The following is a 13824-nucleotide window of genomic DNA, read 5'->3' on the forward strand; positions in this document are numbered from 1 at the left end:
AGCTTCCCCGACCCCGTCCCGACCGCACCCCGACGACCCCCTGGAGCTCCCATGCCCGGACCATCCTCCCTCGCCCGCCGCCGTTTCCTCACCGGTGGCGCGGCCGTCGGCGCCGGCGCGCTGCTGGCCGCCTGCACCTCCAACGAGTCCCCGCAGTCGGCGCCGCAGGCCGTCGCCGGCACCGCGGGCCAGAACGCCCAGCCGGGCAAGCACGTCACCATCGGCTTCTCCGCGCCGGCCGCCGACCATGGCTGGATGGCGGCGATGACGAAGAACGCCCGCACCCAGGCCGGCCGCTTCTCCGACGTCACCTTCACCGCCACCGAGGGCACCAACGACGTCAACCAGCAGATCGCCCAGGTCGAGACCCTGATCAACCAGAAGGTCGACGTCCTGGTGATCCTGCCCTTCGACGGCAAGGCCCTCACCCAGGCCGGTCAGCAGGCGATGGACGCCGGCATCCCGGTGGTCAACGTGGACCGGGTGTTCGACACGCCACTGGCCTACCGCACCTGGATCGGCGGCGACAACTACCGGATGGGCGTCAACGCCGGCAACTACATCGCGGCGGAGCTCAAGCGCAAGGGTGTGGCCAGCCCGGTGATCGGCGAGGTCGCCGGCATCGATTCGCTGCCGCTGACCCAGGAACGCAGCCAGGGGTTCAAGGACGCGCTGGCGAAGAACGGGTTCCGCGTCGGGCCGCGCGTCTCGGCGCAGTTCACCCCGGAGAGCGGCGAGCAGATGACGGCGAACCTGCTGCAGTCGGCGAGCAAACTGGACGCGTTGTGGAACCACGACGACGACCAGGGCATCGGTGTGCTCGCGGCGATCGACAGCGCGCGCCGGTCCGAGTTCTTCCTGGTCGGCGGCGCCGGGTCGCGCAACATGATGGACCTGGTCAAGGCCGACAGCAGCGTCATCAAGGCCACCGTGCTCTACAGCCCGTCGATGGCGTCCTCGGCCATCGCCCTGGCCCGGCTGCTCGGCCAGGGCAAGGGCATCGGCGACCTCGCCGAGCACGAGATCCCCGCGACCGTCACGACCTACTCGGCCGTGGTGACCAAGGAGAACGTCGATTCCTATGCCGATGTCGCCTTCGACTCCTGACCCGGCGGCCACCCCGGGCGCCGTGATCGGCGTCGGCATGGTGGGGCACGCCTTCATGGGCGCCGTGCACGCCCACGCCTGGCGCTCGGTGCACCGGTTCTTCGACGTGCCGCTGGTGCCGCGGCTGGCCGTGCTCGGCGGCCGCGACCCGGACCGCACGAAGGCCGCCGCCGCCCGGCAGGGCTGGGCGGACGTGGAGACCGACTGGGCGGCCCTGATCGCCCGCGACGACGTGGGCATCGTCGACGTCTGCACGCCCGGCGACTCGCACTGCGAGATCGCCATCGCCGCGCTCGCCGCCGGCAAGCACGTGCTGTGCGAGAAGCCGCTGGCCAATTCGGTGGCCGAGGCCGAGGAGATGGCGGCGGCCGCCGAACGGGCGGCGCTGCACGGGCAGCGGGCCATGGTCGGCTTCAACTACCGGCGCGTGCCGGCCATCGCGCTCGCGCGCAAACTGGTCGCCGAGGGCAGGCTGGGCACGATCCGCCAGGTCCGGGCCGCCTACCTGCAGGACTGGCTGGCCGACCCGGCCACGCCGATGACGTGGCGGCTGCGCCGGGACCGGGCCGGGTCCGGGGCACTGGGCGACATCGCCGCGCACGCCGTGGACACCGCCCAGTTCATCCTGGGCGACCGCATCACCGGGGTGTCGGCGATGACCGAGACGTTCGTGCGGCAGCGGCCGGTGAGTGCGGCGCCGGGCAGCGCGCTGGGCGAGGTCGACGTCGACGACGTCACGGTGTTCCTCGCCCGGTTCACCGGCGGGGCGGTGGCCACGTTCGAGGCCACCCGGTTCGCGCTGGGCCGCAAGAACGCGTTGCGGGTGGAGATCAACGGGTCGCGGGGCAGCCTGGCGTTCGACTTCGAGTCGATGAACGAGCTGTCCTTCTACGACGGTGACGCCGATCCGGCCGAGGCCGGGTTCCGCCGCATCCTGGTGACCGAGCCGGCGCACCCGTACGTGGGTGCGTGGTGGCCGCCCGGGCACCTGCTCGGGTACGAGCACACCTTCACCCACGAGATCGCCGACTTCCTCACCGCGATCGGCGAGCGGCGCGACCCGGAGCCGTCGTTCGCCGACGGGTTGCAGGTCCAGCGGGTGCTGCAGGCGGTGCAGGACAGCGCGGGCAACGGAACGTCCTGGGTCGGCGTACCAGGATCGACCGAAAGGGTGATCGATGCCTGACCGAACTGGATTGTGGCTCGTCGGTGCTCGGGGCTCGGTGGCCACGACGGCGATCTGCGGGCTGCTCGCGATCCGGTCCCGCCTCGCCGGGCCGGACGGCTGCGTGACCGAGCGGCTGGACGTCGCACCCGGCGTGCTGCCGGGCTGGGACGAGCTCGTCGTCGGCGGCCACGACCTGGTGGACACTCCGCTGGAGAAGAAGGCCGAGCAGCTCACGGCCGCCGGGCTGCTCCCGGCCGGCCTGGTGCCGGCTATCCGCGACGGCCTGCGTGCGGTGGAGGCGGACCTGCGTCCGGTCGTTTCCGGCGGCACGCAGGCGGGGACCGCCGCGCGGCTGGCCCGCGATCTGCGGGAGTTCCGCGCCCGGCACGGGTTGTCGGTCGTCGTGGTCGTCAACGTCGCGTCCACCGAACCGCCGGTCGCGGACGCGCCGGAGCACCACGACCTCGACGCGCTGGTGGCGGCGCTGGACGAGCCGGGCCGCGAGGTCCTGCCGGCCAGCTCGCTGGCGGCGTACGCGGCGGTCTCGGCGGGCTGCCCGTTCGTGGACTTCACGCCGTCGCCCGGCATCCGGCTGCCCGCGCTCGTCGAGTTCGCCCGGCGGCAGGGGCTCGCTCATGCCGGGTCGGACGGCAAGACCGGGGAGACGCTGCTGCGCTCGGTGCTCGCGCCGATGTTCGCGGCGCGGGCGCTGAAGGTGCGCTCGTGGGCGGGCACCAACCTGCTCGGCGGCGGTGACGGCGCGACGCTGGCCGATCCGGTGACAGCGGCCGGGAAGCTCGAGTCCAAGGCGCGCGGGCTGGCCGCCCTGCTCGGCGACGACGTGACCGCGCCGCTGCACATCGACCACGTGCCCGATCTCGGCGAGCAGAAGACCGCGTGGGACCACGTGTCCTTCGAAGGGTTCCTCGGCGCCCGGATGACCCTGCAGTTCACCTGGACCGGCTACGACTCGGCGCTGGCCGCGCCGCTGGTGCTGGATCTGGCCCGGCTCACCGCGGCGGCGCACCGGGCGGGCGCGACCGGGCCGCTGGCGCCGCTGGCGTTCTTCTTCAAGGACCCGGTGGGCACCGGCGAGCACCGGTTCGCCGAGCAGGCCCGGATCCTGGCCGAGTGGGCGGCGTCGCTGGGGCGGCCGGCGTGAACCCGTACGTGCAGCTGGTGCGGGCCCCGGCCGCGCTGAGCGTCCTGGGTGACACGGTGGCCGGTGCGGCGGCGGCCGGGCGTCCGCTGCGGGGGCGGCGGCTCGCGCTGCCGCTGGCGTCGGTCGCCTTCTACTGGTCCGGCATGGCGCTCAACGACTGGGCGGACCGGCGGCTGGACGCGGTGGAGCGGCCGGAGCGGCCGATCCCGTCCGGTCGGATCAGCGCGTCCCGGGCGTTCGGCGTGGCAGCCGGGTTGAGCGGGGCGGGCCTGGTGTTGTCCGCGCTCGCCGGCGGCCGTGACGCCCTCACGGTCGCCGCGCCCCTCGCGGCGGCGGTGTGGGCCTACGACACCGTGCTGAAGAAGACCCCGCTCGCGCCGGTGGCGATGGCGGTGTGCCGGTCGCTGGACGTCCTGCTCGGCGCGGGCGGACGCGCCGCGTCCCGGGCGCTGGTGCCGGCGGCCGTGCTCGGCGGGCACACGCTCGGGGTAACCGCGTTGTCGGCGGGCGAGGTGCACGGCGCGTCCCCGGCGCGGGCGGCCGGTGCCCTCGCGCTGACCTCGGTGTCGGCCGCCGCGGCGGCCTCCGGCCGGGGCGGCCGCCCGGGGCAGCGCGCCGCCGCGCTGGCCGCGGCCGCCGGATACGGGGTGAGCGTGGGAACCCGGCAGTACGCGGCCGTGCGCACACCGACCGCGCCGGTCGTGCGGGCGGCCACGGCCGCCGGCATCCACGGCATGGTGCCGTTGCAGGCGGCGCTCGCGGCCCGGCGCGGACGGGTCCGCGCAGCGGCCCTCGTCGCGCTCGCGCTGCCACTGGCCCGGCGGCTCGGCCGGAAGGTGAGCCCGACATGAGCGGATACCACCTCGGCTACGGCACCAACGGTTTCGCCAACCACCGGCTGGACGACGCGCTGGCGATCATCGCCGACCTCGGCTACACCGCGGTCGCGCTGACCCTGGACCACCAGCACCTCGACCCGTACGCGGACGACCTGGCCGCGCGCGTGGACCGGGTGGCGACCCGGCTGGACGCGCTCGGCCTGCGGTGCGTCGTGGAGACCGGCGCGCGGTTCCTGCTCGACCCGTGGCACAAGCACGAACCGACGCTGGTCAGCGAGGACGCGGACAAGCGGCTGGACTTCCTGGCCCGGGCCGTCCGGGTCGCCGAGGGGCTGGGCGCGGACTGCGTGTCGTTCTGGTCCGGCGTGTCTACTGTGGACCGTGACACGGCCTGGCAGCGGCTGCGCTCGCGGATGCCCGTCGTGCTGGCCGAAGCGGACCGGCGCGGCGTGTGGCTCGGTCTGGAACCCGAACCGGGCATGCTGGTGGAAACGCTGTCGGACGCGCTGCGGCTGCGCACCGAGCTCGGCGAGCCCGAGCCGCTCGGGATCACCCTGGACGTCGGGCACTGCGTCGCGGTCGAGGAGGTCGATGCGGCCACCTGCCTCCGGCAGGCCGGGGCACTGCTGGTCAACGTGCAGCTGGACGACATGCGGCCGGGCGTGCACGAGCACCTCGAGTTCGGCGACGGGGAGCTGGACCTGCCGGCCACCCTCGCCGCGCTGGACGAGATCGGCTACCGCGGCGTCGCCGCCGTCGAACTGCCGCGGCACGGCCACGCCGCGCCGCAGGTCGCCCGCGCCGCCCTGACCGCGCTGCGTGCCGCGCGGCTGGACCAGTCCTGGCTCGCGCCCGCGCAACGCCGGGTGGCCGCCGACCCGGATGCGATCCGCACGCTGTTCCCGGCGGCCGGCCGGCACGCCGGGCGTGCACCGCTGCACCCGCACTCCGATCCGGACGGCCTGGTGCACGGCACGGCCGACGACCTCGCCCGCACCCGGCTGCTGGAAACGCTCGCCACGGTACTGCCCGCGGCGGAGTTCGCCACCGAGCTGGCCGACCTCTACCGCTACGGCGACGGCGCCGAGCGGCGTGGCGTGCTGCGTGCGCTGTCCGCCGTGGGCGACCGGGCGCCGGCGACCGGCCTCGAGCTCGTCCGCGACGCCCTGCGCAGCAACGACACCGGCCTGATCGCCGCCGCGCTCGGCCCGTTCGCGGCCCGGCACCTGGACCAGCACGGCTGGCGCCACGGGGTGCTCAAGTGCCTGTTCACCGGCATCCCGGTGGCCGCGGTCGCCGAGCTGGACCGGCGGGCCGACGACGAGCTGCGCCGGATGATCACCGACTACGCCGGGGAGCGCCGGGCTGCCGGGCGCGCGGTCCCGGCCGACGCCCTCCGCCTCCTGGAAGGGGCCCGCTGATGCGCCTGTTCGATCCGCACATCCACATGACCTCCCGCACCACCGACGACTACCAGGCCATGTACGCCGCCGGCGTGCGGGCGCTGGTCGAACCCGCGTTCTGGCTCGGCCAGCCCCGCACCGGGGTGTCCTCGTTCACCGACTACTTCGACGGCCTGATCGGCTGGGAACGGTTCCGCGCGGCCCAGTTCGGCATCCGCCACCACTGCACGATCGCGCTCAACCCGAAGGAGGCCAACGACCCGCGCTGCACCCCGGTGCTCGACGTGCTGCCGCGTTACCTCGCCAAGGACGGGGTGGTCGCGGTCGGCGAGGTCGGCTACGACTCGATGACCCCGGCGGAGGACGCCGCCTTCGCCCGGCAGCTCGAGCTGGCCGGGGAGCACGACCTGCCGGTCCTGGTGCACACCCCGCACCGGGACAAGCTGGCGGGCACCAGGCGCACGCTCGCCGTGGTGGCCGAGTCCGGCGTCCCGCCGGAGCGCGTCGTGGTCGACCACCTCAACGAGGTCACCGTCGGCCTGGTCAAGGAGTCCGGGTGCTGGATGGGCTTTTCCATCTACCCGGACACCAAGATGGACGAGCAGCGCATGGTGGCGATCCTGCACGAGTACGGCACCGAGCGGATGCTGGTCAACTCCGCCGCCGACTGGGGGCGCTCCGACCCGCTGAAGGTGCGCAAGACCGGCCTGGCGATGCTGGACGGCGGGTTCACCGAGTCCGATGTGGACCAGGTGCTGTGGGCCAACCCGGTCGCCTTCTACGGGCAGAGCGGGCGGCTGGTGCTCGACGAGCTGCCCTCCTTCACCGCGGCGAAGGAGACGTTCGCGGGCAACTCGGTACTGCGCGGCGGACGGGACGAGGCGGTCGTGTGACACCGCTGTCCTACTGCACCAACGTCCACCCGGCCCAGGACCTGCCCGGGGTCCTCGCCCAGCTCGACGAATTCGCCCTGCCGGTGCGGGAACGGCTCGGCGCGGACCGGCTCGGGCTCGGGCTGTGGCTGGCCGCGGGCGTGGCATCGGCGCTGGCTGACGACCCGGCCGGGCGCAAGCGGCTGCGGGCGGAGCTGGACGCGCGCGGCCTGGAGGTGGTCACGCTCAACGCGTTCCCGTACGGCGGCTTCCACGACCGGGTGGTCAAGCACCAGGTCTACCGTCCACGGTGGACCGAACGGGCGCGGGCGGAGTACACCCTGGACTGCGCGACGGTGCTGTCCGGGCTGCTGCCCGGCGACGTCGAGTACGGCAGCATCTCGACGCTGCCGCTGGGCTGGCGCGAACCGTGGACACCCGGGGACGACGCGGCCGCCGCCCGGCTGCTCGACGAGGTCACCGCCGGGCTGCGGGCCCAGGACCGGACCATCCGGCTCGCCGTCGAACCGGAGCCGGGCTGCGTCCTGGACACCGTGCACGACGCGGTGACCTGGCTCGCCGGGCGCGCCGACCCGGCACACGTCGGGTTGTGCCTGGACACCTGCCACCTCGCGGTGTCCTTCGCCGACCCGGCCGGGGCGGTCGCCGAGATCACCGCGGCCGGGCTGGACGTGGTCAAGGTCCAGCTGTCGGCCGCGCTGCACGTGCCCGATCCGCGGGACCCGGCCGCGCGGGAGGCGCTCGACGCGTTCGACGAACCGCGTTACCTGCACCAGACGCGCGAGCTGGCCGGCGGCACCGTGCGCGCCGCGGACGACCTGGGCGAGGCGTTGACGGATCTGCCGGGGGAGGGGCCGTGGCGCGTGCACTTCCACGTGCCGCTGCACGCCCGGCCCGCGGCGCCGCTGTCCTCGACCACCGGGGTGCTCGCGGCGGCGCTCGCCGCGCTCCCGGACCGGGCGGTGCACCGGGAAGTGGAAACCTACACCTGGACCGTGCTGCCCCAAGCGCACCGGCAGGACCTCGTCGGCGGGATCGCGGCGGAGCTGACGTTCGCCGCGGGATTGGTGGAGCAGGCATGAAACCACTCCTCGTGCTCGACGTCGTCGGCATGACCCCGCGGCTGCTCGAGCACATGCCGAACGTGGCGCGGCTGGGACGGCAGGGCTGGCAGGCGCAGCTGGACACCGTGCTGCCCGCGGTGACCTGCAGCGTCCAGTCCACCTTCCTGACCGGGCGGATGCCCGCGGGGCACGGCATCGTCGGTAACGGCTGGTACTTCCGCGAGCTCGGCGAGGTCTTCCTGTGGCGCCAGCACAACCGGCTCGTCTCGGGCGAGAAGCTGTGGGAGACCGCCCGCGCCGCGCACCCCGGATACCGGGCGGCCAACGTGTGCTGGTGGTACGCCATGGGCGCCACCACGGACCTCACCGTCACCCCCCGGCCGATCTACTACGCGGACGGGAAGAAGGCACCGGACTGCTACACCCGCCCGCCGGAGCTGCACGACCGGCTCACCTCGCGGCTGGGCGAGTTCCCGCTGTTCCAGTACTGGGGCCCGACCGCGTCGATCGCCTCGACCGACTGGATCGTCGGCGCGACCTCGGCCATCCTGCGCGCCGACCGGCCCGATCTGACCCTGGCCTACCTGCCGCACCTGGACTACGACCTGCAGCGGTTCGGCCCGGACTCGCCGCAGGCACTGGCGGCGGCCCGCGCGGTGGACGCGTCCGTGGCACCGCTGCTGGAACAGGCCCGCGCGGACGGGGTGGCGGTGGTGGCGCTGAGCGAGTACGGCATCACCAGCGTGCACCGGCCGGTCGACGTCAACCGGCTGTTGCGCCACGAGGGGCTGCTCGAGGTCTACACCCAGGACGGCATGGAGTACCTGGACCCGTGGACGTCACGGGCCTTCGCCGTCGCCGATCACCAGGTCGCCCACGTCTACGTCGCCGACCCCGCCGACCTGCCGCGGGTGCGCGGCCTGCTCGCCGGACTGTCCGGTGTGGACGAGGTGCTGGACCGGTCCGCCCAGGCCCGGTACGGGATCGACCATGCGCGGGCGGGCGAGTTCGTGGTGACCGCGGAGCCGGACGCGTGGTTCACCTACTACTACTGGCTCGACGACGACCGCGCCCCGGACTTCGCGCGGGGCGTGGAGATCCACCGCAAACCCGGCTACGACCCGGCGGAGCTGTTCTTCGACCCGGCCGATCCCCTGGTCAAACTGAAGGCCGGGCTGAACCTGGTGCGCAAGCGGGCCGGGCTGCGGTACGCGATGAACGTGGTACCGCTCGATCCGGCGCCGGTGCGCGGCTCGCACGGCCGCCTGCCGGACTCGCCGGCGGACGGGCCGGTGCTGCTGTGCGGCGAGGCAGGGGTGCCGGAGCGGGAGCGGCTGGCCGCGACCGAGGTGCGGGACCTGCTGCTCAGCGTGCAAGGACTCAAGACGAGGGAAGGGAGCCGGCGATGAGCCGTCCGGTCACGTTGTTCACCGGCCAGTGGGCCGACCTGCCGTTCGAGGAGGTGTGCCGGCTCGCCGCGCAGTGGGGTTACGACGGGCTGGAGATCGCGTGCAGCGGCGACCACTTCGAGGTCGGCCGCGCGCTCGCCGACGACGACTACGTCGCGGGGCGGCACAAGATCCTGTCCTCCTACGGCCTGAAGGTGTGGGCCATTTCGAACCACCTGGTCGGGCAGGCGGTGTGCGACGACCCGATCGACGAGCGGCACCGCAACATCCTGCCCGCCCACGTCTGGGGCGACGGTGAGCCGGAGGGCGTGCGGCGGCGGGCGGCCGCGGAGATGGCGGACACCGCGCGCGCCGCGGCGAAGCTCGGGGTGGACACCGTGGTCGGCTTCACCGGGTCGAAGATCTGGAAGTACGTGGCGATGTTCCCGCCGGTTCCGCAGGAGGTCATCGACGACGGCTACGCCGACTTCGCGGCGCGGTGGAACCCGATCCTGGACGTGTTCGACGAAGCCGGTGTCCGGTTCGCGCACGAGGTGCACCCGTCGGAGATCGCCTACGACTTCTGGACGACGCGGCGCGCCCTGGAGGCCGTGGGGCACCGCCCGGCGTTCGGGCTGAACTGGGACCCGTCGCACTTCGTCTGGCAGGACCTGGATCCGGTCGGGTTCATCCTCGACTTCGCAGACCGCATCTACCACGTGGACTGCAAGGACACCAAGAAGCGGTTCGACGGCCGCAACGGGCGGCTCGGGTCGCACCTGCCGTGGGCCGATCCGCGGCGCGGCTGGGACTTCGTGTCCACCGGCCACGGGGACGTGCCGTGGGAGGAAAGCTTCCGCGCGCTGAACGCCATCGGCTACACCGGCCCGATCTCGGTGGAGTGGGAGGACGCCGGCATGGACCGGCTGCGCGGCGCGGAGGAGGCGGTGCGTTTCGTCCGCGGCCTGCTGTGGGACAAGCCCGCGTCCGCCTTCGACGCCGCCTTCCGCACCGACCACTGACCGCGCCCCTCCCAGCCAACACGCCGCCGGGAGCGGCGAACACGCCGTCGGGAGCGGCGAACACGCCGCCGGGAGCGGCGAACACGCCGCCGGGAGCGGCCAACACGCCGCCGGGAGCGGCGAACACGCCGGGGTGTGGCGTGTTGGCCGCTGGGCGCGCCGTGTTTGCTCTTCCGGGCACCGTGTTGGCCGCGGTGGGTGGTGGGTTGGCCGGTCCGGGTCAGGTGAACAGCGCGCTGTAGCCGTTGAGCGCGGGCTGGCCGCCGAGGTGCGCGTAGAGCACCGTCGCGTCCGGGGGGATCTCCCGGCGGGACACCAGGTCGATGAGCCCGGCCATCGACTTGCCCTCGTACACCGGGTCGGTGATCATGCCCTCGGTGCGCGCGGCGGTGCGCATCGCGTCCAGGGTCTGCTCGTCCGGGATGCCGTAGGTTCCCGCGTGGTACCGCTCGTCCAGCTCGACCGTCACCTCCGGCCCGGCGCCGAGCAGTGACGCGGTGTGCCGAGCGATCCGGGCGATCTGGTCGCGGGTCGCGGCCGGCTCGGCGGAGCCGTCGATGCCGAGGATGCGCCGCGGGCGGTCCTCATCCAGCGCGGCGAACCCGGCGATCATCCCGGCCTGCGTGGAACCGGTGACCGAGCAGACGATGATCGTGTCGAAGTGCACGCCCAGCTCACGCTCCTGCGTAACCACCTCGGCGGCCCACCGCGCGAAGCCGAGCCCGCCGAGCGGGTGGTCGGACGCGCCGGCCGGGATGGCGTACGGCTTGCCGCCGCGCTCGCGGATCTCCGCCAGCGCCTGCTCCCAGCTCTCCTTCACGCCGATGCCGAACCCGGCCCGCACCAACCGCACGTCCGCGCCGGCCAGCCGGCTGATCAGGATGTTGCCGACCTTGTCGTAGACGGCGTCCGGCCAGTCGACCCAGCTCTCCTGCACCAGCACGCACTTCAGCCCGGTCCGCGCGGCGACGGCGGCGACCTGCCGGGTGTGGTTGGACTGCACCCCGCCGATCGACACCAGCGTGTCGCAGCCCTGCGCGAGCGCGTCCGCGACGAGGTACTCCAGCTTGCGGGTCTTGTTGCCGCCGAAGGCGATGCCGGAGTTGCAGTCCTCGCGCTTGGCCCAGATCGCGGCGCCGCCGAGGTGCGCGGTCAGCCGGTCCAGCCGGTGCACCGGTGAGGGGCCGAACAGCAGGGGATGGCGGGGGAACGATTCGAGGGACATGGCGGCTCCATTCCGGTGGGCAGTGCGGGTCGCGAGCGCGGGGTCAGTCGGCGAGGTCTTCCAGTTCCCGCCAGATCTCGGTGGTGACGGCGGTGGCCGCGGCCGCGTCGCGAGCCCGGCAGGCCGCGATCAGGCGGTCGTGCAGCGCGACCGACTGCTGCCCGGCTGCGGCGCTGAACCGCAGCCGCTCCAGCCGCCGGATGAGCGGGGTGTAGCGGTCGATGGTCGCGGCCACCGCGCGGTTGCCGCAGGCCCGGACGAGGACGTCGTGCAGTTCGTCGTCCGCGCGCAGGGCGGCATCGACGTCCCCGGCGCGGGCTGCGGTGGCGAAGCGGTCGTTGGCCGCCGCCATCGCCGCGCAGTCGGCTCCGGTCAGCAGGGGGACCGCGGTGCGCGCGGCCAGTTCGTGCATCGCCCGGACCACCGCGGCCGCGTCGCGTACGTCACGGGAGAGGAGGGGGGTGACGCGAGTGTGGCTCTGCGGCTTGGTCTCGATCAGGCCCTCGTCGGCCAGCCGGGCCAGTGCGGCGCGCACCGGCGCCCGGGACAGGCCCAGCTCCTCGGCCAGGTCGGCGTCGCGCACCACGCTGCCGGGCGCGAGATCGCCCCGCACGATCGCATCCCGGATCACCTGGTGCGCCGTCTCGCGCAGGAGTGTCCGCCGCACTCGTTCCACACTAATATGTTAGATGTCAATCCCGGGCGACGCCAGCCCGGTTTCACCACCCGCTTCCCGGGCTATTCGCCCGGCGTGGCGGCCTCAGCAGCGGGTGCGGGCGGACCGGACGAGTTCGTCGGGCAGCCCCGGGACGCCGTCCCGGGCCCGGTCGCCGACGCCGAGGCCCTCGCCGGGCGGATCAGCAGCGCGGATCGCCCGCTGGGCCCGCACGGCAGGCCGGTGAACAGACGCTCGCCGTTCTTCATCGGCATGGCCGCGGCCGCCGGAGCCGCCGTCACCGCCGGCGCCGTCTGGTTCCTCGTCATCGCGAGCAGCACCCTGCTGCTGATCGGCGTCGCGTTGTTCGTCGCGATCGGACTGGAACCCGTGGCGTCGTGGCTCGTGCGCCGCGGTCTGCCGCGGCCGCTGGCCGTCGCGATCATCGTGCTCGGCGGTCTCGGCCTGGCCGCCGGGTTCTTCGCCGCGCTGATCCCGCCGCTGGTCGACCAGGCCGGCCGGTTCATCCACCAGGCCCCGCAGTACCTGGCGCGGCTGAGCGACCGCAGCTCGTGGCTAGGCCAGGTCAGCGACCGGTTCCAGCTCCAGCAACGACTCCAGAGCACGTTCCGCAACCCCGACCCGTCCCTGATCAACGGGCTGCTCGGCAGCGGCCGCGCGGTGCTGGGCACCTTGACCGACACGCTGATCGTGTTCGTGCTGACGATCTACTTCCTCGCCGACTTCCCACGGCTGCGTGCCACGCTCTACCGCTTCGTGCCGCACACCCGGCGCCCGCGGGCCATCCTCCTCGGCGACGAGATCTTCGCGAAGGTCGGCGCGTACGTGCTCGGGAACGTGGTCATCTCGGTCGTCGCCGGGGTGCTCGGCTTCATCTGGTTCACGGCCTTCGGCATCCCGTACCCGGTGCTGCTGGCGCTGCTGCTCGCCGTGCTCGACCTGATCCCGGTGATCGGTTCGATCATCGCGGGCGTCGTGATCAGCCTGGCCGCGTTGAGCGTGTCGTGGCCGGTGTGCTGGGCCACGGTCGGGTTCTTCGTGGCCTACCGGTTCGCCGAGGACTACCTCCTGACGCCGAAGATCATCGGGCGGTTCGTGAAGGTGCCGGCGCTGGTCACCGTCGTCGCGGTGGTGCTCGGCGGGGTGCTGCTGGGGATCGTCGGCGCGCTGGTGGCGATCCCGGTGGCCGCCGCGGTGCTGTTGCTCGTGCGGGAGATCGTGTTCCACAGAATGGATCACAGCTGAATGTGACCTGCGTCTTTCCCGCTCCGGGGTGGCGGGGGTTACCGTTCCCCGCGTGCCAGCACCACGCGCCACTCTTCCCGCCGGCGACCTCGCCCGCACGGTCGTGTTCGCCGCCTTCATCGCCGTGCTCGGGCTCTTCCCGGGCCTGTACGTCGGCGGCTCCGCCGTGCCGATCGTGCTGCAGAACGCCGGACCGCTGCTCGCCGGGTGCGTGCTCGGCGCGCGCCGCGGCACCGCGTCGGTCGTGTTGTTCCTGGCGCTGACCGCGATCGGGCTGCCGCTGCTGTCCGGCGGTCGCGGCGGGATCGCGCCGTTCGTCGGCCCCAGCGGCGGTTTCCTGGTCGGCTGGATCCCGTCCGCGCTGCTCGCGGGCCTCATCGTGGCGCGGCTCAAGCGCGCGAACCTGCCCGTCCTGCTGCTCGCCGCCGCGGCCGGCCTGCTCGTCGACTACGTGTTCGGCATCGCCTACCTCGGTGTGTACCTGGGCAACCTGCGCACCGCTGCGGTGCAGTCGCTGGTGTTCGTGCCCGGCGACGCGGCGAAGGTCGTTGCGGTCGCCCTGATCGCCGCCGTGGTGCACCGCGCTCTGCCCGGCAAGCTGGTGGGATCGGCGTCCCGGGGCGAATGATGTC

General features: G+C 73.5%; 13 protein-coding genes. 11 read left to right on the top strand and 2 right to left on the bottom strand.

Translation table 11 applies throughout. The annotated features are described in order from the left end of the window. Positions 1 to 51 precede the first annotated feature (51 nt). The 9 genes from FHX46_RS13065 to FHX46_RS13105 are packed head-to-tail and all read left to right on the top strand — an operon-like array spanning position 52 to position 10046. Positions 52 to 1107, top strand: a complete 1056-nt coding sequence (locus FHX46_RS13065) for a substrate-binding domain-containing protein (RefSeq protein ID WP_167113764.1) — start codon at positions 52 to 54, stop codon at positions 1105 to 1107. Beyond that, entirely contained in the window at positions 1088 to 2293 is a 1206-nt protein-coding gene (locus tag FHX46_RS13070; protein WP_167113766.1) for a Gfo/Idh/MocA family protein, read from the top strand. The genes FHX46_RS13065 and FHX46_RS13070 overlap by 20 nt, the downstream gene beginning before the upstream one ends. Further along, positions 2286 to 3437: an inositol-3-phosphate synthase gene (locus FHX46_RS13075; RefSeq protein ID WP_208400133.1), complete on the top strand. Its 1152-nt coding sequence runs from the start codon at positions 2286 to 2288 to the stop codon at positions 3435 to 3437. The genes FHX46_RS13070 and FHX46_RS13075 overlap by 8 nt, the downstream gene beginning before the upstream one ends. Further along, positions 3434 to 4288 (top strand): SCO3242 family prenyltransferase, encoded by an 855-nt coding sequence (locus FHX46_RS13080; protein WP_167121445.1) that lies wholly within the window; start codon positions 3434 to 3436, stop codon positions 4286 to 4288. The genes FHX46_RS13075 and FHX46_RS13080 overlap by 4 nt, the downstream gene beginning before the upstream one ends. Then, complete coding sequence (locus FHX46_RS13085; RefSeq protein WP_167113768.1) at positions 4285 to 5697, top strand: EboA domain-containing protein; 1413 nt, start codon at positions 4285 to 4287, stop codon at positions 5695 to 5697. The genes FHX46_RS13080 and FHX46_RS13085 overlap by 4 nt, the downstream gene beginning before the upstream one ends. After that, positions 5697 to 6572, top strand: a complete 876-nt coding sequence (locus FHX46_RS13090; protein ID WP_167113770.1) for a TatD family hydrolase — start codon at positions 5697 to 5699, stop codon at positions 6570 to 6572. The genes FHX46_RS13085 and FHX46_RS13090 overlap by 1 nt, the downstream gene beginning before the upstream one ends. Continuing rightward, the gene (gene eboE, locus FHX46_RS13095; RefSeq protein WP_167113772.1) at positions 6569 to 7654 is read left to right on the top strand and encodes a metabolite traffic protein EboE; all 1086 of its coding nucleotides are present in this window, start codon (positions 6569 to 6571) and stop codon (positions 7652 to 7654) included. The genes FHX46_RS13090 and eboE overlap by 4 nt, the downstream gene beginning before the upstream one ends. Beyond that, positions 7651 to 9045, top strand: a complete 1395-nt coding sequence (locus FHX46_RS13100; RefSeq protein WP_167113774.1) for an alkaline phosphatase family protein — start codon at positions 7651 to 7653, stop codon at positions 9043 to 9045. The genes eboE and FHX46_RS13100 overlap by 4 nt, the downstream gene beginning before the upstream one ends. Beyond that, positions 9042 to 10046 (top strand): sugar phosphate isomerase/epimerase family protein, encoded by a 1005-nt coding sequence (locus FHX46_RS13105; RefSeq protein WP_167113776.1) that lies wholly within the window; start codon positions 9042 to 9044, stop codon positions 10044 to 10046. The genes FHX46_RS13100 and FHX46_RS13105 overlap by 4 nt, the downstream gene beginning before the upstream one ends. A gap of 220 nt (positions 10047 to 10266) precedes the next feature. Here the strand turns inward: FHX46_RS13105 and FHX46_RS13110 are convergent, their stop codons facing one another. Then, entirely contained in the window at positions 10267 to 11271 is a 1005-nt protein-coding gene (locus FHX46_RS13110; RefSeq protein ID WP_167113778.1) for a 1-aminocyclopropane-1-carboxylate deaminase, read from the bottom strand. Positions 11272 to 11314: 43 nt separating this feature from the next. Beyond that, positions 11315 to 11938, bottom strand: coding sequence for a GntR family transcriptional regulator (locus FHX46_RS13115; RefSeq protein WP_313886116.1), 624 nt, complete (start codon positions 11936 to 11938; stop codon positions 11315 to 11317). A gap of 84 nt (positions 11939 to 12022) precedes the next feature. Here FHX46_RS13115 and FHX46_RS13120 point away from each other — a divergent pair, with 84 nt between their 5' ends. Both FHX46_RS13120 and FHX46_RS13125 read left to right on the top strand, forming a co-directional pair. Then, a complete protein-coding gene (locus FHX46_RS13120; protein ID WP_313886117.1) occupies positions 12023 to 13192 on the top strand; it encodes an AI-2E family transporter in 1170 nt (389 codons plus the stop codon). A gap of 52 nt (positions 13193 to 13244) precedes the next feature. Beyond that, entirely contained in the window at positions 13245 to 13820 is a 576-nt protein-coding gene (locus tag FHX46_RS13125) for a biotin transporter BioY (protein WP_167113785.1), read from the top strand. Positions 13821 to 13824: the final 4 nt, after the last annotated feature.

Source organism: Amycolatopsis viridis (assembly GCF_011758765.1).
Taxonomy (GTDB): Bacteria; Actinomycetota; Actinomycetes; order Mycobacteriales; family Pseudonocardiaceae; genus Amycolatopsis_E; species Amycolatopsis_E viridis.